This is a genomic window from Gardnerella sp. c23Ub_4 (assembly GCF_055804115.1).
This window is the reverse complement of record NZ_JANUYO010000001.1, coordinates 267,820-288,733: the sequence shown is the minus strand read 5'-3', so window position 1 is coordinate 288,733 and position 20,914 is coordinate 267,820. Positions and strand designations below refer to the sequence as shown.

14 protein-coding genes and 1 tRNA gene are annotated in these 20,914 nt (G+C 40.6%); 4 read left to right on the top strand and 11 right to left on the bottom strand.

Features of this window, described 5'->3' with window-relative positions; genetic code table 11:
• Positions 1–200: 200 nt before the first annotated feature.
• Complete coding sequence (locus tag NYP67_RS01290; RefSeq protein WP_004131167.1) at positions 201–1,148, top strand: ParA family protein; 948 nt, start codon at positions 201–203, stop codon at positions 1,146–1,148.
• A gap of 2 nt (positions 1,149–1,150) precedes the next feature.
• A complete protein-coding gene (locus NYP67_RS01285; protein ID WP_473411208.1) occupies positions 1,151–2,515 on the top strand; it encodes a ParB/RepB/Spo0J family partition protein in 1,365 nt (454 codons plus the stop codon).
• Between the two features lie 64 nt (positions 2,516–2,579).
• On the opposite strand, the gene trxB is transcribed toward NYP67_RS01285, so the two are convergent.
• The 5 genes from trxB to NYP67_RS01260 form a co-directional block, all read right to left on the bottom strand.
• Positions 2,580–3,533, bottom strand: a complete 954-nt coding sequence (gene trxB / locus NYP67_RS01280) for a thioredoxin-disulfide reductase (protein WP_421778690.1) — start codon at positions 3,531–3,533, stop codon at positions 2,580–2,582.
• A 37-nt stretch (positions 3,534–3,570) separates the two neighbouring features.
• Positions 3,571–6,171: a protein kinase family protein gene (locus tag NYP67_RS01275; protein WP_473411100.1), complete on the bottom strand. Its 2,601-nt coding sequence runs from the start codon at positions 6,169–6,171 to the stop codon at positions 3,571–3,573.
• Between the two features lie 129 nt (positions 6,172–6,300).
• Positions 6,301–8,088 carry a murein biosynthesis integral membrane protein MurJ gene (murJ, locus tag NYP67_RS01270; RefSeq protein ID WP_473411099.1) on the bottom strand — a complete coding sequence of 596 codons (1,788 nt, stop codon included), beginning with the start codon at positions 8,086–8,088 and terminating at the stop codon, positions 6,301–6,303.
• Complete coding sequence (locus NYP67_RS01265; protein ID WP_473411098.1) at positions 8,085–10,466, bottom strand: DUF6049 family protein; 2,382 nt, start codon at positions 10,464–10,466, stop codon at positions 8,085–8,087. Before NYP67_RS01265 ends, murJ begins: the two co-directional genes overlap by 4 nt.
• Positions 10,429–11,193, bottom strand: a complete 765-nt coding sequence (locus NYP67_RS01260) for an NUDIX hydrolase (RefSeq protein ID WP_473411097.1) — start codon at positions 11,191–11,193, stop codon at positions 10,429–10,431. Before NYP67_RS01260 ends, NYP67_RS01265 begins: the two co-directional genes overlap by 38 nt.
• Positions 11,194–11,235: 42 nt before the next feature.
• Here NYP67_RS01260 and NYP67_RS01255 point away from each other — a divergent pair, with 42 nt between their 5' ends.
• Entirely contained in the window at positions 11,236–12,705 is a 1,470-nt protein-coding gene (locus NYP67_RS01255; RefSeq protein WP_473411096.1) for a CCA tRNA nucleotidyltransferase, read from the top strand.
• A 48-nt stretch (positions 12,706–12,753) separates the two neighbouring features.
• Here the strand turns inward: NYP67_RS01255 and NYP67_RS01250 are convergent, their stop codons facing one another.
• The 6 genes from NYP67_RS01250 to NYP67_RS01225 form a co-directional block, all read right to left on the bottom strand.
• On the bottom strand, positions 12,754–13,377 hold the full coding sequence (locus tag NYP67_RS01250) for a LytR C-terminal domain-containing protein (protein WP_016832410.1): 624 nt from the start codon (positions 13,375–13,377) through the stop codon (positions 12,754–12,756).
• 114 nt (positions 13,378–13,491) lie between these two features.
• Positions 13,492–14,382: a 16S rRNA (adenine(1518)-N(6)/adenine(1519)-N(6))-dimethyltransferase RsmA gene (gene rsmA, locus NYP67_RS01245; protein ID WP_004131144.1), complete on the bottom strand. Its 891-nt coding sequence runs from the start codon at positions 14,380–14,382 to the stop codon at positions 13,492–13,494.
• A gap of 3 nt (positions 14,383–14,385) precedes the next feature.
• Positions 14,386–15,843 carry an aggregation-promoting factor C-terminal-like domain-containing protein gene (locus NYP67_RS01240; RefSeq protein WP_004131142.1) on the bottom strand — a complete coding sequence of 486 codons (1,458 nt, stop codon included), beginning with the start codon at positions 15,841–15,843 and terminating at the stop codon, positions 14,386–14,388.
• 471 nt (positions 15,844–16,314) lie between these two features.
• A tRNA-Thr gene (locus tag NYP67_RS01235) sits at positions 16,315–16,391 on the bottom strand.
• 107 nt (positions 16,392–16,498) lie between these two features.
• The gene (locus tag NYP67_RS01230; protein WP_004131134.1) at positions 16,499–17,437 is read right to left on the bottom strand and encodes a DsbA family protein; all 939 of its coding nucleotides are present in this window, start codon (positions 17,435–17,437) and stop codon (positions 16,499–16,501) included.
• A gap of 84 nt (positions 17,438–17,521) precedes the next feature.
• The gene (locus NYP67_RS01225) at positions 17,522–19,276 is read right to left on the bottom strand and encodes a serine/threonine-protein kinase (protein ID WP_101889484.1); all 1,755 of its coding nucleotides are present in this window, start codon (positions 19,274–19,276) and stop codon (positions 17,522–17,524) included.
• 348 nt (positions 19,277–19,624) lie between these two features.
• Between NYP67_RS01225 and NYP67_RS01220 the strand changes: the two genes are divergently transcribed.
• Entirely contained in the window at positions 19,625–20,752 is a 1,128-nt protein-coding gene (locus NYP67_RS01220; RefSeq protein WP_018639842.1) for an ABC transporter ATP-binding protein, read from the top strand.
• Positions 20,753–20,914: the final 162 nt, after the last annotated feature.

Below are 20,914 nucleotides of genomic sequence, written 5' to 3'. Positions count from 1 at the left end.
TAATTTTCATTGAATGTTTCACGTGAAACTGAGTAAAGATGTTATATGTTTCACGTGAAACTGTGTGTTTTTATAATATTTTTGTAGTATTTTCTGCAATTTTTATGGTGTTTTATGTCCATAGAAGAAAGGAAACTTGAAAATACTACGGTTAAATCGGTTAGTTTGGTAATTTCCCATAGGTGGGCGGGGTGGTGTGAATGGTGGAATCAGCAGAAGATACAATTAAACGTATTTTTGGGGATTCTGGATCTTCCTTGGGCAGTGAGTTGGCAGATATAACCAGTCGCTTCCATGCCATTGATGGCGTTGTGTTCCCTAAGCCGAAGACTACACGTTTTATTGCGGTTGCGAATCAAAAAGGCGGAGTTGGAAAAACCAGTTCCGCTGTGAATTTGTCGGCAGCAATGGCTGTTGGTGGGTCAAAAGTTTTATTAATTGATATGGATCCGCAAGGTAATGCTTCTACGGCAATGAATATACCACATTCTTCCGCAGATCCTTCTATTTATGATGTTATTGAAGGAAGAAAGACTATTGCTGATGTTAAACAAGAGTGCCCAGATATTGCAGGGCTAGATGTTGTTCCAGCTTCGATTGAGTTAAGTGGTGCTGAATTAGAAGTTGCTCAAATGGAAGATAGGAATAATCTTCTTAAGAACGCAATTGATGAGTTTTTAAGCTCTAGCAGCGAACATTACGATTACGTTTTTATTGATTGCCCACCTTCTCTTGGTCTTTTAGTAATTAATGCAATGTGTGCTGTGCACGAGATGCTAATTCCGATTCAAGCAGAATACTATGCTCTTGAAGGCTTAGGTCAGTTGATTCGAACAATTGGTTTGGTTCAAAAGCACTATAATCCTGCGCTTGTTGTTTCTACAATGCTTGTAACAATGTTTGATAAGCGAACTCTTCTTGGTAGGGAAGTTTTTCAAGAAGTTAAAAATCATTATCCAAATATTGTTCTTAATACCACTATTCCGCGAACTGTTAAGATTCCAGAAGCGCCAAGTTTTAATCAAAGTGTTATAACCTACGATCCGCATGGAACAGGTGCTGTGTCTTATAGAGAAGCTGCATTTGAGATAGCTAATAAGTCTGATGTAATTTTGTCTGTTATTGATTCAAAAAGAGAGGGTAATTAGTGATGAGTGCAAGTAAATCGCGTTTGGGTAAAGGATTGGGAGCATTATTCCCTGCACTTCCTGGAGAAGATAGTTTAGATGAGTTTGCTAACAAAAAGATTGAAGATGTTTCACATGAAACATTAGAGAGTAGCGACACTTCGAGCACTGTTTCACGTGAAACAGACAGTAAAACCGTAGATAAAAATACGCAAAAAAATGTTTCACGTGAAACCAAAGTGTTTGTCAAAAAGACCGCCAAAGTTCCTAGCGTTGATGACTCAATTTCCCCGCATTTAAGCCAAAAATTAGATAAAAATAATTCTGTTTCACGTGAAACAGTGCCGTCAATCGCTAGCAAAAATAAGCATTCAGCAAAGCGAACTTCTATGCCGTCAATTGATGACGTTACAAGGCCAATTGACTTTTTCTTTGGTGATTCTGCTTCTAAGTCATTTGTTTCTTCAAAGCAAAAGAACGAAGATAATGATAAAAATAAAGTTGCAGAAAAAATATCGCAAGATAAACAAACAAGCCAAGCGCAAGATCTAAAGCCCATTGAAGGTGGCTATTTAGAGTATTTAGAGCCGAGCGATATTGTTCCAAACGCTCATCAGCCGCGTACGATTTTTGACGAAGAAGAGCTTCAAGAATTATCTGCTTCAATCAAAGAGGTTGGAGTTTTGCAGCCAATTGTTGTGCGAAAAATCAAGGATGTAAGTAAAGATGATTTACACAATGCTCATTATGAGTTAATAATGGGCGAGCGAAGGTGGAGAGCAACACAGCTAGCTGGTCTTAAAAAGATTCCAGCGATTGTTAGAACCACTTCGGATGAAAACATGCTTAGGGATGCCCTTTTGGAGAATTTGCACAGAGTTGCATTAAATCCGTTAGAAGAAGCTGCAGCTTACGCTCAAATGATTGATGATTTTGGACTTACGCAAATTCAGCTTTCTAAATCCGTTTCTAAGTCCCGTCCTCAAATCGCAAACACCTTGCGACTTTTGAATTTGCCAGCCAGCGTGCAAAAACATATTGCGTCGGGAGTGCTTTCTGCAGGTCACGCCCGCGCTCTTCTTGCATTAGCTTCTACAGAAGAAATGGAAAATCTCGCAAAACGTATTATTGCAGAAGGCTTATCGGTTCGCAGTACGGAAGAAATTGTTTCGATTAAAGTAGACAATGGAGACGATTCTTCTAGAAGAACTAGAGTTAAACGAAACAACAAGTGGGTGTCTTCTCCAATTAGAAAGCAGCTTGAAGATCGATTCTCCACAAAAGTTGCCATTAAAGGAAGCGAAAATCACGGAAGAATCGAAATAGTATTTTCTTCTCCAGAAGAACTGCATCGAATAGTCAATATTTTAGTAGATAAAAAAGATTAATAATAAACCCCCAATAAGCTGCTAATACAACTATTGGGGGTTATTGTTTCACGTGGAACAAAAATTATTCTTCGTTCAAATTAGTTAAATCATTCAAATAGGCTTGTGCATCAAGAGCCGCGCGGCAGCCCATGCCAGCAGCAGATATTGCTTGCCTATACACGCTATCTACAACATCGCCAGCAGCAAAAACGCCAGGAACTGAAGTTTTAGTAGATGCTCCTTGCACAGCAATAGTTCCATCTTCATTAAGCTCTAAAGCACCATTTAAGAAACTTGTAGATGGGGAGTGGCCAATAGCAACAAAAATTCCGCTTGCCTCAATATTTTGAGTCTCGCCAGTTTTAACATTCTTAACAGTTACAGATTGTGCATCTCCATCCACGCCGTTTACAGAGCAAACAACAGAATCTAAAACAAAATTGATTTTGCTGTTTTTGCGCGCGCGGTCAACCATAATCTTAGACGCGCGGAATGAATCGCGCCTATGAATAAGCGTTACGCAAGAGCCAAAACGAGTTAAGAAAAGCGCTTCTTCGAAAGCAGAATCACCACCGCCTACAACAACAATAGGCTTTTCCCTAAAGAAGAATCCGTCACAAGTTGCACAATAAGAAACACCGCGGCCCGAGTACTCCTGCTCTCCTGGAACGCCTAATTTGCGCACTTGTGAGCCCGTAGAAACGATTACAGCCTTAGATGTATAAGTTACACCATCGTCGGTTGTAACCGCTTTTAAATCGCCATTAAAATCTACGGAAACAACATCGTTAAGCAAGATTTGTGCTCCGAATTTTTCTGCCTGTTTTTGCATTGCTTCCATTAAGTCTGGGCCTAAAATGCCTTCTGCAAATCCTGGATAATTTTCCACTTCGGTAGTGTTCATAAGCTGCCCGCCAGGTGTTAGTGCTCCAGCAATAACTAGAGGGCTGTATCCAGCGCGCGCTAAATACAAAGCAGAAGTGTATCCAGCAGGACCAGAGCCAATAATAATTACGTTTTTTTGTACAGTTTTCATAAAATATTCCTAATATTCCTAATAGTTTTAATATTTTTTAGTAAATTCTAACGTAGTTTATATATAGCCCATTCATTGGTATAGACCCTTGTGGAACCCACAAGATAAAGTCTTGCGCAGTTATAGGCTTTTTGAACTTTACGTCTGTTACTCCGCTAGCGTCAAAAGTAAAGTCTGCAACTTTTTCTCCAGCGCTAGGATCGTTCTTGGAATTTGCAATCAAATACCCATGCCCGCCCGAAGAGCGAATCGAAACAACAAACCTGTATGCTTCTTGAGGCTGAGTTAAGTGCATGTAGTAGCCGTAGCCGCGCTGATTGCCCGTATCTTCCAAGAATTGCTGAATATCTATAGGGTAAGGCGTGTTGTTAGTAGGCATTTTAGGCTTTGGTACTTGCTTTACTTTCTTGCGTTTATTTTGTTTCTTATGCTTGTTTTTAAGGCTATTATTATCCTTATTGCTCTTATTCTTTTCGCCAGCCTTCTTTTCGCCAGCCTTACTCGTATTGTTCTTATTTGGTTGCTTTTCTTTAGATGAATCGCTTTTATCTTCCGAAAGAACGCCTTGACTTCCAAAAGGCACATTTTCAACACTTTGCGAATCCCAAGAATTAGATTTTGCAAAGTTTGATGGCGCTTCGTGAGAGTTAAAAAGACTATGCAAAGATATTGCAAAAACAACAACTACCAGCAATGCAACAACGCCAATAGCTAAGACTTTTGTAGAAAGTCCTCCAAAAATCTTAGCATCCGCAATATCTACATTGTTTTGATTTGAAGATTTCTTTGCTTTTAAGTCGTCTTGATGCTCGTGAGGCTGGAAGCTAGGAGGCATGGATGAGTGAGACAATAATCCAGCATTTTGGCTGCTGTAATCGCCATATTCCTCGTTTTCTAGCTCCTCTTCTCGCAATGCTCTAGCGGATTCTTCGCCAGGAGCAACAAAACGCCCATTGCTGTCTACAACAGGCACTCTTCCTGTTGATTCGGCTTCTAATGGCAAGATTTGCGGCTTAGAAAGCAACTCCGTGTGCTTTGTGTTACTGCTTAGAAGGTCTTCAAAGTCGAATCTTCTAGGCATTAGTGGAGAAGATAAGTCATCTTTTTGTGAATAATCGTTTCCAGAAGTTAGCGAGTCTAAAGTGTTTAACGCGCTTTTATTGCCATTTTCTTTTGCGTACGAGTCGTTTGTAGAATTATTGCCAATGTTTGCATTCTTGCTATTCTCGTTATTTTTATTTTCGCCAACCTTATTCTCTTCGCTTGCTTGCGATTTATCGGTTGAATAGCTAGGGAAGCTTGTGTATGTTGAAGACAAATTGTGGAAAATTGAATCATCGGCGTCTAGCTCAGTTGGAGCTAAAATATTCGCCATTTCTGCTGCAGCAATATCGTGGAAGTCGTAGTCCGTTCCAGTTGAATCGGACTCTGGCAAAGAATCAAGTTTTTTCCCAGAATTATCACCATTTCTTTTTAGCAAAGCACTTAAAGCACCAATGGTTTTGCTTGCATTTTTAAGACCAGTATTTTTAGCGTTTTTGCCAAACTTGTTAGGCTTTTCGTCTTCGTTTTTTATTGATAAATCACTTGAATCTAAAATACCAATAGATTCTTGACTTGATAGTTCGTTTTCAAGCAAATCTTCGTTCTTAGATAATCCTTCTGGAAAATCAATAAGATCATTGTCTTTGCAAGGTAAAAGTAATGCTTTTTGAATAGAAGATTCGCTTGCATCGTTGTTAAGAATAATATCTTTTTCGCTAAGCTTTTTAACAGGAGTATATGTGCCTAAAAGTGCCAGAAGCTCCCCAATAGATGCTATTGGAATAATGCTTGAATCCTTAGCAGAAGAAAGGCCTCTTTTGCAAATCATAACAAATTCGCCAGGAACGCCGTCTGCAAGTCTAGAAACGTTAAAAACTGTGTTATTTTGCGTGTATCCAGTGCGCGTAAGAAGAGCATATAAAAGCGCAGAAAGCTGATGTGTTGCAATGTTTTCTACACTTTGTGGCAAGTTTTTAGACTGTTCTTCGCTTTTATTTTGATTTTCGCTTTTGTTTTGCGAATCCTGCGAATTCTGTGAATCCTGCGCGTCTTGCTTATTTTTAGTATTCGGCTTATCTTGTTTGTCTTGCGAATCCTGATTTGTGTATTCAACAGTAACGTCTTTTAGTAGAGGGCTTATTGGCGCGCAAGCTAGCTCTACTCCATTATTTGTGATTCTTACCGTGTTTGTTGAAATAGCATAATGAGTTATTCCAGATGCAAGAAGTTTGCTAAGCGCGTTTGCTGCTTCGGCAACAATAGAGCGTATAGCTTCGTAGCTAAGTGTAGAGCTATGCGATTTTATGTAGTCGTCTACAGTTATTCCAGAATCCAACTCAGTTATAATAATAGCAACATCGTCTATGTTATGAATTTTTAGAACTGGCGTAAATTTGCGGATTCTAGAGAGTGCAAGAGTAGAAGATATAGTGTTTACTTCGGGAAGGAATCTACGGTCGCGCACAATAAAGAGCTGGCAATCTCTAGCAAGTATGCGGTCGCTAGCTTTCCATACTTGAACGCCTGCTTCTTCTCGCAAAGGTGATATTAGAGCATAGCGATTAAGTATAATATCTCCCAACTGAGGTTTCATCTACTCCCCGTCTTCCTACATGAGTAATGAATATGCGTAAATAATAAATTCCATCAATTATTTTAATTGCAGAATTTAGTAAACGCTCCTTATTTTTGCAATTATTGTTGTTTAATTATTTTGATTTAATTATTGCTCACTGTGTTGATTTATTTTCGATCTAATAATCCTAGTATGTGCATTTTTATTATTTTCACTATGATTAGTCTGTTTATTATTTAACTTGCTTTTATTGATGTTTTCAAGATTCAACAAAAATGGCAGTTTTACACCGATTCTTCTAAGAATTGGATTAATAAGACCTGCCAATTCGCTTGTTCTTAAAAGCAAAAGAGTAGATACGTAAACGATTACAAGAATAATAGTTATAATTGCGCAAACAAAAATCGCAAGCAACCATCGATTAACACCACGAAGCTTTGGTGAATCTAAAGAAATCCACTTGTAAACAAATTCTCTAGTCAAAATTCCAACAACAATAGAAACAATCGAAGCTGCAATCACCTTTATGTGAGTAACAATAAGCTGCTTATCGTCTAAATTATTGTTAAAACGAGACCTAATCATTTTAACAAGAGCAGGAAAAGTAAGAATGTAGCTAAATGATGCAGCTGCTGCTAAAGCGCTAACCCAGTAGTTTGGCGGAAGGAACTTTATGCAAGAAAACACAATAACAAGTTCTACGCAAAGTTGCGCTGCGCAAAACATAAATGGATGCTTTCCGTCTTCAAAAGCGTAGAATGTGCGTTGAATAATCAAATAGGCGCTAGATAGTGGCAAACCAATAGAAAGCATCATAAGAGGATCGGCCATCAAGTATGCTTCTTTTATGCTAATTGAAGGAAGCAGAGCCAAAGAGATAGGCATTGGAATAACAATAAAAGCAACGCTAAAGAAGCACATTAAAATGCTAACGCTTCTAATGCAAGAGCTTAAATCTGCGCGAACTGTAGATAAATCGTGTTGTGCAATCGACTTGGAGATCTTTGGAAAAACAGCGGTTGCAACCGATACAGCTATAAGCGAATATGGCAGAATAAACATTGTGTATGCGTTTTGAAAAGTGGCGTTTCCTGCAACATCAAATTGGCTTAATCCCAATGTTTCTTCGGCTATAGAAGGTGCGCTTGTTGTTATGTGAGTTGTGGCCATTGTAGAAAGCTGACTAACAGCCACGATTGCAAAGCTCCAAGCTGCAACGGGGCCCATAGAACGCAAGCCAATGCCACTAATGCCAAAACTTGGCTTATACTTTAATCCGATTTTTTTAAGAGGAATAAACAAAACAAGTGCTTGAGCTGCAACGCCTAAAGTCCAAAAGCCTGCAGTTAAAAGCATTGTAGTGTTGTTCCAAAAATGCGCAGGCTGCCTACTTGCATTTCCAAAAATCGCAATAAACACGCCAAATCCCGTGCAACTAACAATGTTTGCAGCAACCGAGCTCCAAGCGTACATTGCAAACTTGCCTTTAGCAGCCAGAACTTGGCCGAGTACGGTATAAAGGCCGTAGAAGAATATTTGAGGCATACACCATAGCGTAAAAGCGTTTGTAAGTGCAATCATTGCTGGGTTTGATCCAACGTAAAGCCATGTTAAAACAGGTGTGGCAATCGCCATTAAAATAGTTACGCCTAAAAGCAGAATAATAGCAAATGTTATTAGCTTATTTAGCCTATTTTTTGCATCTTGTTTTTCTAGAGTCTTAACGATTTGTGGAACAAGAACAGCGTTGAAAATTCCGCCAGAAACAAGCGTATAAATAAGCTGAGGAATCATAGACCCAGCCTGGTAAGCGTTTGCTGCCAAGCCAGTTGTGCCAAGGGCTGCGGCGAGCAAAATTGTTCTAATCTGGCCAGTTATTCTAGAAGCAGCTGTGCCGCTTGCCATTATAATCGAGTTGCGGCCTACTGAATTCATTCGTCTGGGTCCTTTTTACGATTAAACTGCCTCCAAAGCCCCAAAGCTCCAAGTGCAAAAGCAAATATTATAATAATCGTACCGCTTTTATCGCTGATTTGCAGCGTGCTTGTAATCGCTGTTTCTTTAGTGCCACTAAAAACGTTGTGGTTTCTATCTTCTAGAGCAAAAGTGGCTTTAACTTTGCTAGACGTTGTAGATCTAAGCGGCAAAATCACCTGGGATTCGCTATTTGCTGCGATTTTAACTGGTGTTTTTCTTCTAGTTACTATTTCCATAGAATTGGTATACGCAGTTAAATATACGCTAATTGGGTATGGGTTTGTGTTGCTTATTGTAATCGGCATAGTTGCTGTTTCGCTTACAAGAGTAACGTCTTTTGGAGGAATAATATTTATTCCAGAAATGAGCATTTTAGCCAAATCGTGAGTGCCATTTTTGGTTTGTGTCTGCGATTCGCTAGCGTTGTTCGATTTACTAGCGTTACCTGGTTTACTAGCGTAGTTGTTTGATTTGCTAGCGCTATTTAACGTACTATCTAGCTCTCTTTGAGCCATTGCGTCAAAAAGTTTAATAAGATTTTCGCTCCAGCTTTTGCTATTTTGATTAATTTTTAGCTTTGCATTTTGTTTTGCAAGAGATTGAGCATCTGATTCGCTAGTTTTATGATGATTAAGCTCATTGCAATCAAGAATGCTGTTTATAAATTGGTTTACTAGCATTCTATCGGAAGCTAGTTGGTTAATCTTAGCTTTGCTTGCGATTAATGATTTTCCTTCGATTGAACTCGCCTTAGGAACTGGGCTATATCCAAGGTGCTCTTTAGTAATCGCCTTTGATTGTGTTAAAGAATTTATATCTAGAAGACTAATCCAAGGCGATTTTTCTAGAATGCTTACAACTGATTCAATTAAGGGTATAGAAGAATCTGGGCTAAAAGTTAGTAGCAAATGCCTAGGCATATAAGGCTGTTCCATCTGATAGAAGGCGCTTTGCGCTGCAAGCCTGTTTAGAAGGCCTGCGCTAGTAGATTCTGCTGCTGATTGAACGTTTGTAAAATGTCCATTTATTAGCTCGTTAAGTGTTTCTTGGCAAGAAAGCACTTTTACTACGCCAGAAGATGTTTGAACCTCGTAAACACCATTTTTTACTGCAAAACGGTTTGCTAGAGGGTCGAATCCGCTAGTGGCCACTACTGTTTTGTATCCGTTTGCGGCAGCCTGTTCTAGTGCGCGTAGAGTCCATTTTTCGCCTGTTTGAAAAGCGTAGGAATCAATATTTAACGGCTCTGTTGTGGTATTTTCTAACACAGATGATTTTTTACTCCAAGAATCTAAACCAATTCCAGCTAGTTTATAAGAAACATGATTTTCAGATTCTGCATACCGGCTTATGTTAAAACCGTTATTTTGCATAAATACGGAAGGTGTAAATGTTGGTTCACTAAATTTAAGAGTGTTTGGGTCTGCTATTGTTTGCAACTTTGGATGCTTTTGAACAAGATTTATCAAAGAAGTAATGCGCTTAATACTGCTTTTACTAAGCCTGATTTTTCTGTTAGTTGTAGAACTTGCTGTAGAGCCTGTTGTAGAGCCTGACAAATCTTCTTGCGATTCACTAATCGTGTTAATAGAAGGAGAAATATTGTGCTTGCTAATGTTAAAACGCCAATCGGAAGATTTTGCGATTATTGGCATTAGTAAAGTCACATTAATTGGCGGAGTTTGAACGTTTTTAATGCCAATATTTGCTCGAGTTACAAACGATTTAACAGAATAATAATGCTTAAAATCTAAAGAAGAATACGTTATTGAAACAGGTTTTGGACCCCAATAAATAATGTTTGAAAGATTTTGACTGTTTGCATCAACGTCGATTTGCGCGCTATAGGATTTTCCGCTTGCAAGCGCTGGAACACTAATTTCGCCTATTAGCTGAGGCGTTGGAATCCTAGACTCGGCTTGGCTCCATTTTTGCAAGTCGGTTCTAGACATAAAAGTGTACCAAGGGTTAAAAGTGACTTGAATTTTGCCTTCTGGAAAATCTTTAGAACTGTTGTTTTTAAGCAGAAGACTAATGTGGTATCCGCTTTTATCTGTAAGAATCGAAGTTGACTTTACTATTTTTAGCGAAATTCCTTTGGATTTTGTGTTATACAAAGAGTAGGAGCTTAGGGAAGACTGATTAGCATACGCGACTTTTGGTGCGAAGAAAAATGGGAAAGTCGCAAGCAAGAGTGCCATTAGAATTGTGGTTACGCAAAGTCTTAAAAACGCGTTTTTTTGCGACTTACGCAACTGGTTTTTTGAAAAATCAATCACATTAATCACATTAGTAACGTTAATCACGGTTTTGCCGCCTATTCGCCTTTTTAGCATACATCCATGCTATTTTTCGTTCGTTTGGGTAGCTTAAAATGTCGTTAAGGTTCTTAAAATCAACCCAAATCGCGTCTTCTGCTTCGTGATCTGGGTCTCCAAGAACAGATAATTCGCCGCTAACATACTTAAGCGCAAAGTGGTGAACAAGTTTATGCACACGCTGGCTTGTTCCAGTAAACCAGTAGTCGATAGTTGCAATTGAATCAACAACTTCGCCAAGAATACCCGTTTCTTCGCGAATCTCCCTAACTGCTGTTTGTTGCGGTGTTTCGCCTTTTTCAATATGGCCTTTTGGCAAACACCATTCCATGTGGCCACTTCGCGAATGCCGTGCTATAACCGCGACACGCCCAAGAGAGTCAAAAACTAATCCTCCAGCGGAATATTCTCGAACAATAGGCAAATCCTGTGCGTCTAGAGAAGCAAAAGTTTTAGGGCCGTCATTAACTCTTCTTTGAGGCATTAATGCAGGAGAAGGAGCATTAATAGAAGATATTTGCTGCCTGGATTCCGTTATATTAACATGAATGTTTTCAACAGTGTAACTGCCCGAAAAGCCCGAAATATCAACAAAAATCGACTCCTCTTCTTCGGCTTGTTGTGGCTGAATTTTGCTTTTCATTCTAGCAACATCAAGAGGAGTGACTCGAATGCTTGGAGCGTTTTGGGTATGATTATCCGAGGCTCTGGCGAGCATGCGTCTTAAGTCTTTCGGAGTAACCATACACTCCACCTTACTCAATCCGCTGTGCATTGGGGTAACGGTATGCTGGAATGTAGTTTGATTTTTGCTGAAAGGGTGTTTTTAAGCGTGTCTGTGAACTTTGAAGTTTGGCCAGAAGCCATAGAGTTGGGTAAATTATTTGCCGATCACAATTACGAGTTGGCGCTTGTTGGCGGCCCTGTGCGAGACATGCTTTTGCATAGAATTTCGCACGATCTTGACTTTTGCACATCTGCTAAGCCAGAAGAGTTTGAACCACTTCTTAGGTCTTGGGGTCATGACGGTTTTTGGGACATGGGTCGAAAGTTTGGCACGCTTGGAGCTTTGAAGCGTAGAAAAGACGGAACCGAAGTAAAAGTAGAGATAACAACTTACAGATGCGATGCTTATAATCCAGATTCTAGAAAGCCAGAAGTAAAATATGGCGATACTTTGGAAGGTGATCTTTCTAGACGCGATTTTACTGTAAATGCAATGGCTTTGCGTGTACCAAGTCTAGAATTTGTGGATCCATTTGGCGGAGCAAGCGACTTATCTAAAGGTATTTTGCGAACTCCAGTAGACCCACGTCAATCTTTTGACGACGATCCTTTAAGAATGATGCGTGCTGTTCGCTTTGTTGCTCAACTTGGATTTAGCATTGAAGCAAGCACGGCTGAGGCCATTTTGAGCATGGTTTCTAGATTAGATATTGTTTCTGCGGAGCGCGTTCGCGACGAAATAACAAAGATGCTTCTTTCGGCAAATCCGCGCGCAGGAATTGAAGCAATGGTTGATTCTGGTATTGCAGATAGGGTTTTGCCAGAAATTCCTGCTTTGCGCTTAGAAATTGATGAGCATCACAGGCATAAGGATGTTTTCGAGCACACAATGATGGTTCTTGAGCGCGCAATAGCGCTTGAAACAGATGACGAAGGTGCTGTTCCTGGGCCTGATTTGACTTTGCGACTTGCGGCTCTTTTGCACGATATTGGCAAGCCGCGTACTAGAAAGTTTGAAGACGGCGGAAAAGTTAGCTTCCATCATCACGATATTGTTGGAGCTAAAATGACTCGAAAACGCATGAAAGCTTTGCATTTTGACCATCATATTATTGACGATGTAAGCGAGCTTGTGAATTTGCATTTGCGATTCCATGGCTACGTAGACGAGCCTTGGACGGATTCTGCAGTTAGAAGGTACGTTAAGGATTCTGGGCATTTGTACGAGCGGCTAAATCGCTTAACTCGCGCAGACGCTACTACACAAAACAGGCGCAAGTCGCTTATGTTTGAGCATGCTATGGACGAGATGGAAGATCGCGTACGCGAATTAAAAAAGCAGGAAGATTTTAACGCAATTCGTCCAGACTTGGATGGCAATGAAATCATGAATCTTCTTGGCCTAGAGCCTGGCCCGATTGTTGGGAAGGCATACAAGCACATGTTGGAATACAGACTAGATAATGGTCCTGTAGAGCACAGTGTTGCTGTTGAAGAGCTTAAAAAATGGTACGAAAGTCAAGCTGAATAAAGCGAATCACGCAAAGCGTCTATATAAGCGTCTATACAAGCTAGAATACTACTGAATAGGCTTGTGGTTTGCAGCTTTTGGAAGATTCTTAATTGTGTTATACGCTGCGCAGCCTCTAATCTCGTTAATCGTAGCTCCAGCAGCAGGAACGTCGGTTTTAGGACGAAGATTGCTAAAAGTGGTTCCTAAAACAACGTCAATAAGCTTATCTTGACGGTCGTCCATGCGCAAAATAGCGTCCTTAAAATTGGCAACTAGTGTATAAGCTTCGTTAATCGACTGTTTTCCAAAATAGATTGTTGTGCGCTTAACGCGTGTTTCGCTATTTCCAACTTCGATTAAGTTAAAACCGCGATTTCTAAGGCCTTCCCCGACTGCTCGCGCAAATCCGCGGAATTTTGTTCCATTTAGAACGCGTATAGAAACAGCGCGATTATCTATATAAGACGCTTTATTTTCGTCTTTGTTTTTTATAGCACAAGGCGCTTGAACGCCATAGTTTGGGTCTACTTCTGGAGTTCTAGGAGCAGCGATTCCAAAAAGATGCGATTGCACAATAAGAGCTAGAACAAAGGCAATTGCAACTCCGATTGCAACAGACGATAGCACAAATCGTTTTCTTTGATACATGAACTCTCTTCGGGCTAGTCGCTCGTCGTAAAACTGCGTCATGCTAACTTCCGATCTGTACTGTGTGCTTGTATTGTGCGCATTGTGCGTGCGTATGCGTATGCATAAGTGTTAGCTATTTTACTTACTATGCATGACGGCATTTATCAGCGTACTTTAACTGTTAAAAGCTTTAGACAGAGCTAAAAATTCGTCGCAAGTTAAAGTTTCGCCTCGTCTTGTTGAATCAATCTTAGAAAGTTCGTAGGCTTCTTTAGGAACAATGCCTTTCAGTGCTGCATTTAGCGTTTTTCTTCGCTGTTGGAATGCTGCATCAATAATCTTAAACACTTTTTCTTTTTCTTGCTCGCTGCCTTTTGGATTATCGTTTCTCTTAAAGTACACTAGCGCGGAGTCAACGTTTGGAGCAGGCCAAAATACGTTTCTGCCGATTAAACCCGCTTTTTGAGCAGTACCGTACCAAGCCAACTTTACGCTTGGAGTGCCATACGTTTTATTGCCAGGCTGCGCGCATAAGCGATCTGCAACTTCTTTTTGAACCATTACAAGAAAGCTTGTAAGATTATCGAATTTTTCTAAAAGAGTAAGAATAATCGGTGTTGCAACGTTGTATGGAAGATTTGCAACAAGCGTAAAGTGCGCCGCTTTTGCTAAATCGGGAACGTCTTGAGCGTTTACCTCTAACGCGTCTTTAAGAATCACATTAAACCGTTCTAAAGCATTAGGCATAAATTCTTTAACGGTTCTTGGCAAACGCTTAGCAAGATGCGGATCTATTTCTACAGCAGTAAGATTTGCGCCCGCTTGAAGAATCGCAAGTGTAAGAGAGCCAAGACCAGGGCCTACTTCCATAACAAAATCGTTTGAATTAATTTTTGACGCAGCAACGATTTTTTTAACTGTTCCTGGGTCAATAACAAAATTTTGACCAAACTTTTTTGTAGGCGTAATGCCCTCTTGTGCTGCGATTGCGCGAATATCTACTGCTCCAAGAAGACGGCCTTGTTGATTTTCAATATTATCTTTCGTCAATTTAATACCATCCAAACTTTAATACCATCCAGTTTCTTGTGAATGCTTCCACGCTTCGCTAGGATTTCCGTATTTACTTCTAATGTAACTAAGACCCCACGTTATTTGTATTGACGCATCTTCGTGCCAATTTGCTCCCGCGCTCGCCATTTTATCTGCTGGAAGTGATTGCGGAATTCCGTACGCGCCAGAGCCTTTATTTTCTGCGTTCCAGCGCCAATTCGATTCTTTTGTCCACAATTTAACAAGGTCTTCCCACATTGCTCCAGTCCAACCAAGTTGTGCGCACGCTGCTTGAGCGTAAAGTTTTGCTTGTTCGGGCGTTGCATGAACCATGCCGTTTGGGTTATCTGCGGGTGCAGGTGCGGGTGCAGGGGTTGGTGTTGGTGCAGGTGTTTGTTTTATAGCTTGTGAAGTTTCAGCAGTTTGCTTAGAATTTTGCTGATTGTTGTTATTATTTTGTTGAATGTTTTGATTTTGCGCGCCCTGTTGTGCGCTCTTGTTTTGTGTATTTTGTTGATTCGTGTTTGTTTTTTGCGATTGAGTTTGATTATTTGGTTTCTTGTTTTCTTCTTGTTTATTGATTCGTTTGCTTGGCTTAGACTCGTTTTGTGTTCTAGGAGTAGACTTTGCGCCAATTGCAACAATTTGATCAATCGACGGCTTAACAATTGACTGCTTTATTAGCGTTGCACTTTGAGCTTTGCCATCCACATAAGTCACGTTATACAAATCTATGCGCTCGCCATTTACGCCAGCTTGTTTAATAACACTAGCTCCTATTGCAAGACTTGGGTCGATTATGTTTACAGTGCTAAATGGAATAACAACGTTTCTAGATTCTTTTCCATGCGTTACTCTAAGAATGCGAAGCAATGTTTTTCCGTTTTCTTCGCTAACAGTTACTTGGTCTTCTTTTCCTAAGACTATTCCTAAAGAATCAAGAATGGAGCTTGCTGGCAGTGTTCCGTCTGGAACAACTCTTGTTTTGTTATCGCAAATAACTGTGACTGGTCCTTTTTTGTTTATAGAAAGTCCACCAGTAAGCTTGTTATAAATGTTTTGCAAATTAACAGTTATTTTTGCAGCATGATCTGCGTTTGCTTGGAAGAATCCGATTAATTGGTCAATGCTTGTTGCAACAGTCCAAAATGGTATTGTTACACCGTCTACTGTAATGGATGTTTGATAAGCGCTTCTAACGGTAACAGTTGCGCGATCTGCTAGTACGTCTCCCGAAGTACTAATAACTTGGTCGTGTGTTTTAACTGGTACTTTTTGTTCTTGTAGAAGTCTTTGTGTAGTAGATGCATAAGTTGTTACTACTTTAGTTTTGCCATTTATGATTAAAGCAATAGATTTACGCGCAGAAAGTGCAAAAATCCCAGTGCTAGAAATAACAAGAGCTAGAACGCATATAAAAACGCGTAGTCTTCTCATTATTACAAACCGCTGAGGCGTCCATCTGCGTGCCATTCAACCTCACTTTCAATGCAAAACTGAATTTTAATTATAGCAATGATTACAATCAGCCAAAAATAAGACTATAAGCATATGATCTAACTCATTAAAAATGCGTTAAGAAGAATCAGTCTTAAATTATAAAATTATAAAACTATAAAACTATAAAAGGTAAAGGGGGGCAGGAGAGAAGGGGATTTGTCCTGCCCCCATGAGGAGGAGCTGGTTGGGGGACGCTCCATCCTCATGCTCGGAAACCCTGAGTTGGGGGAAGGTTCCCGAGAACTTACTCAAGCGAAGTAATCAGCATAAAGTATTTTTGTAAGCTTTACGATTCATCATAAAATAAATCTATTTATAATTTATTATCTTATTATTGTTATTGTAAATTTACTAAAAACTTTTTATATGCTTATGACTCATAATATGCATACAAGTGGATTTTTATAATTTAGACCGTTTTTGTTATGCAAAACGCCTATAAAATGGAGCCTCCTGCCGGGGTCGAACCGGCGACCTGCCGCTTACAAGGCGGCCGCTCTGGCCATCTGAGCTAAGGAGGCGAGTTCTTGCACGCTAGTTAAAAATCTTCGCGAGCAAAACATTGATTAGTGTATCAGCACCCGTTGCCAAGTGCAACTTTTGGAACCAACACACTAATCAACAAGAACTAGTCAAGAGGATTTGGCTGATCTTTATCTGTTACCTTTGGCATAACACCTTCAACTCCAACCTTAGACTTGTCTAATCCAATAGACTTAAGAATTGCATCTGGAGTACTAAGCTTATTCTTACTAACCGCAACCATATCTAGCAACTTTCCGTTGATAGTGGTTGTTGGCGTTGTCATAGCTCCCTTATTCGCTCCACTAACATTCCACAAAGCCTTGCGATTTGGTGTATCGGCATTAATAGCGTTTTGCCAATCAAGATAATTTCTGTTGAATGCTTTGTTTGCCACTTCTTCGCTAACGCCCGCGTTTATGGCTTGCTCAATCAGCTTTTTGTTGCTAACAGGCTTGTAGTCGTCGCCTTCTTCTGGCTGGAAGTCTTCTGCAAAAATGTTGTTAATAAATTGAAGTAAGTGCGAAGGATTGTCGTCGTTAGAAGAAATGTATGCGATTGCGCCAGTTACGCGTGTTGAATAGTGGTCGCTAGAAATTCTATCCAAGAACGACATTGGGTGAATCTCAAGGTTGATTTGGCCGGCTTTCATCATTGCAATAAGCATTTGATCGGAATCGCGATTAAAATTACCGCATCCTGGGCACAGAGGATCGGCATAAACCGCTATAGTCGGAGCGTTTGGAGCCGTTGTGTTATAGCCGTTTTTGCTGATTAAAATTCCGCCTTGTTCGTTTGCGTACTTAGGCTTTTGATTAGTCGTAAGATTTTTAACAGCTCGTCTTGCTTGTTGAGCTTGCTCGACATTCTTTTGATTTTGCGCATTAGTGGCGTTAAGAGCTGTAATTCCAATTGCTGCAATCATGCCAATTAAAATGACAACAACAACAATTCCAACGATTGTTTGTTGGCGTAATTCTTTAGCTTTGCGCGCTTGAAGATTTTGATTTGATTGATTTTGCGCGCTTTTGCTACTGTTAGGCATGCCTATCCTTTCCCTGATTTTTACAAATAACATACATAAGTAAATTAATCTAAAAGAATAGTTTAGATTACGGTATCAACGGGCTTAATCGCCATCGGTTGCTTGCGATTTTCCCGCTCCGCAAATGGCCCCTGCTCCAACGGCGAATATTTTAGTTTTACCTAATATAAAAGAAATAATCCATCCTGCAATAAATCCAATAATGTATCCAATTGAAGTTGGTGAACAAATATCTGGAGCGTATGTTGGTAAAATCACGCTAATTGACCAAACTTGAACTTTGACTAATTGGCTAGATGCGTGGATTAAAATTGGATACACATATGCTCCAATAATGCCTGCTATTGCAAGAGTTAGGATTTTTTCAATCGAGTATGCGATTGCTTTAATAAAATGCCACGGTATGCTAGCGATTCTTATGAATACGTCTTTTCCGCCAACGGATTCGTTAGCGCATTTTCTGCGTACGCTTGAGCAAACATTGTATCCGATTGTTGCTGTAATTAGCATAAAAATAAGATTTGCTGCAAGCGCATCTATTGGAGAAATCGCAGCTAGTAAGCTTGCAAGAGTAAGGAATATAGCCGACGCCACTCGCCCACGAAATAAGTATTTATTTACGTTTGGATGCGGATTTTCGTCTGGATTAGGCAGCACAGCAATTTCGGGCGCTTGTTCTGGATCGTTTGCGACTTGTTCCGTCTCTGCAACTTGTTCTGGGTTGTGCGCGTAGACTTTGGTAATAGATGTGCTAGTGGCGTCTAGCAAAGATGTTGGCGCGGAATCTATTAAATCCGATTCTGTAGAGTGTAACAAAGTTGTATTGTCAACATTCTTAGAAACCCACATTTTTCTAGGGTTTTCTGGAAGTTTTTTTGTTTGAAAAGTCGTGTTAAAATCGTGAGTTTTGGCATTATTAGGTACAGTTTCTCCACTAAAGCTGTTCTCAAAAGGGTAGCTTGAATCCTGCCAGTCTGTAGGGTTCATGGCATCTTGGAAAATTGCGTTTTCAAGCTGTTCTGGAGTGCATCGCTCGCTTCTTTTAGGATTCAATGCGCTTTTGAACGCTTGCATTGTTCTTATTGGAAGGCCATTAAGATTTGCGTTCCCAGATGCTGCTCTTTCTAAAACTGCCATTATTGGCTTGGTTCCAAAAACAGGCTTTCCTGTTGCTGCAAAAGCTAAAACGGCAGCTACGCTCCACCAATCTGTAAGTTCGCTCGATTCTCCACCTTCAATGATTTCTGGAGCAATAAATCCTGGGGTTCCCATTACAAGGCCAGTTCGCGTAACATGCGACTCGCCCTGCCCCATAGATATTCCAAAATCAACTAAAATGGGGCCTGTAGTGGAAATCATTATGTTTGTAGGCTTAATATCTCGGTGAATTATGCCCGCGCTATGAACTGCTTTTACGGCGTCGATTAGTTTGTGCGCAAGTCGTTCTAAATCGCCACCAACGTATGGGCCGTTAATTGCAACGTCTTCTTTAAGATTGTGGCCGTCAATAAGTTCTGTGACTATAAAAGCGATTGAAGCATCAAGCTCCATGTCTACTATTGAGCACACGCCTTCGTGGTGTATTTTTTGCAAAGCTAGCGCCTCGCGCCTAAGTCTAAGTCTTGCTTGCTCTTGCGGATTGCTAACTTCTGCAGATTCCAAATCATCGTCTTGGTTTTCTAGCATTGATGCGCGCAAAATCTTCATTGCGTAAAAATGGCCGCCGTCGTCTTTTACTCGCCAAACGGAGCCCATCGCGCCGCCGCCTAGTCGCTCAATCAGCGTGTATCCGCCAACATTTTGGCCAGAGCGCAAGTCAAACATGCTCACATCTTCCATAATGCATTATGTTAGTGTGCAGCTATGCCAATTTGTTTTTTAACACTAAACACGCGATTTTATAAACAAATGTTTATATATCTACTGTAAAAGTAATCGTGTTTATAAGCCTTTGTTTATGAGTGATTTTTATACTCGACACGCCGAAGTGTTAGAAAATACTGTAATTTTGCTGTTTTTACTGAATAAACATGATATATTGAATCATGGCTCAACGAAGAGAACCTTCAATGAACCATGTAAGTAAATGTGGACGATTGACGCCGCCGATGTAGGACTTGGGGTCTTGAGTGCACACCCTTCACAACGGATCGTTCGGCACGTACCTGCCGATGAAAGGAAAATATCATGGCAGAAGTTGTATTTGATCATGTAACTCGAATCTACCCAGGCAACGATAAGCCTTCGGTTGATGATTTGAACATGACTATTAAGGATGGCGAGTTCCTTGTACTCGTTGGTCCATCTGGTTGCGGTAAGTCCACAACGCTGCGAATGTTGGCTGGTTTGGAAGAGGTTAACAAAGGTCGCATTCTTATTGGTGGTCAAGACGTTACTACAATGCAGCCAAAAGATCGCGATATTGCAATGGTGTTCCAGAACTACGCATTGTATCCACATATGACTGTTGCAGATAACATGGGCTTTGCTCTTAAGATTGCAGGCGTAAACAAGGAAGAAATCCGCAAGCGCGTTGAAAAAGCTGCTGAAGTTTTGGATTTGACTGAGTACTTGGATCGTAAGCCAAAGGCTTTGTCTGGTGGTCAGCGTCAGCGCGTTGCAATGGGCCGCGCAATTGTTCGTGAACCAAAAGTCTTCCTTATGGATGAGCCTCTTTCTAACCTTGATGCAAAGCTTCGCGTACAGACTCGTACACAGATTGCAGCCTTGCAGCGTCAGCTCGGCGTCACTACCCTTTACGTGACCCACGATCAGACTGAAGCTTTGACAATGGGTGACCGCATTGCTGTTATTAAGCTTGGCGTTTTGCAGCAGGTTGGCGCTCCAACCGAGCTTTACGATCGACCAGCAAACGTGTTTGTTGCAGGCTTCATTGGTTCCCCATCTATGAACATTAACCAGCATCCAGTGGTTGATGGCAAGGCTCAAATTGGCGAAGATTCCATCACTCTTCCTGCAGAAGCTGTTGATAAGCTTACGGAAGAAGATAAGGGTCAGATTATTGTTGGCTTCCGTCCAGAAGATGCAAGCTTGGCAACTTCCGACGATCCAAACGCCTTCTCCTTAAAGGTTGTAAACGTGGAAGATCTTGGCTCCGACGGTTACATCTACGGAAACATCATCACCGATGGATCTCCAGAAGAAGCATCTACAATGATGAGCGATCAGAACAAGCTCACAACGATTCGCGTGAACCCACGTGCGCTTCCAAAGGTTGGTGACGTTGTAAAGATTAAGATTGATCCATCCAAGATGCACCTGTTTGCACCTTCTACAGAGTTGCGTTTGAACTAGCGTTTTCTTGAGCGCTTGATTCTTGTTTGATTCTTGTTTTAAGCGCTCAAGATTTCTGTATAAGGGTATGGCGGGGTTCGCTAGGCGAGCCCCGTTTTTGCATGATTTAGCCGTTTTTAATTTATATTTAATTTATATTTGATTATTTGCGTTCATCTTTAC

What these genes read in the sequence shown, in the direction of transcription:
- NYP67_RS01255 (WP_473411096.1), top strand. Translation starts at nt 11,236, where the DNA reads ATGCTGGAATGTAGTTTGATTTTTGCTGAAAGGGTGTTTTTAAGCGTG.
- trxB (WP_421778690.1), bottom strand. Translation starts at nt 3,533, where the DNA reads ATGAAAACTGTACAAAAAAACGTAATTATTATTGGCTCTGGTCCTGCT.
- NYP67_RS01250 (WP_016832410.1), bottom strand. Translation starts at nt 13,377, where the DNA reads ATGACGCAGTTTTACGACGAGCGACTAGCCCGAAGAGAGTTCATGTAT.
- NYP67_RS01275 (WP_473411100.1), bottom strand. Translation starts at nt 6,171, where the DNA reads ATGAAACCTCAGTTGGGAGATATTATACTTAATCGCTATGCTCTAATA.
- NYP67_RS01225 (WP_101889484.1), bottom strand. Translation starts at nt 19,276, where the DNA reads ATGGAAGATGTGAGCATGTTTGACTTGCGCTCTGGCCAAAATGTTGGC.
- NYP67_RS01265 (WP_473411098.1), bottom strand. Translation starts at nt 10,466, where the DNA reads ATGCTAAAAAGGCGAATAGGCGGCAAAACCGTGATTAACGTTACTAAT.
- NYP67_RS01285 (WP_473411208.1), top strand. Translation starts at nt 1,151, where the DNA reads ATGAGTGCAAGTAAATCGCGTTTGGGTAAAGGATTGGGAGCATTATTC.
- NYP67_RS01230 (WP_004131134.1), bottom strand. Translation starts at nt 17,437, where the DNA reads ATGCCTAACAGTAGCAAAAGCGCGCAAAATCAATCAAATCAAAATCTT.
- NYP67_RS01290 (WP_004131167.1), top strand. Translation starts at nt 201, where the DNA reads ATGGTGGAATCAGCAGAAGATACAATTAAACGTATTTTTGGGGATTCT.
- murJ (WP_473411099.1), bottom strand. Translation starts at nt 8,088, where the DNA reads ATGAATTCAGTAGGCCGCAACTCGATTATAATGGCAAGCGGCACAGCT.
- NYP67_RS01240 (WP_004131142.1), bottom strand. Translation starts at nt 15,843, where the DNA reads ATGGCACGCAGATGGACGCCTCAGCGGTTTGTAATAATGAGAAGACTA.
- NYP67_RS01220 (WP_018639842.1), top strand. Translation starts at nt 19,625, where the DNA reads ATGGCAGAAGTTGTATTTGATCATGTAACTCGAATCTACCCAGGCAAC.
- NYP67_RS01260 (WP_473411097.1), bottom strand. Translation starts at nt 11,193, where the DNA reads ATGGTTACTCCGAAAGACTTAAGACGCATGCTCGCCAGAGCCTCGGAT.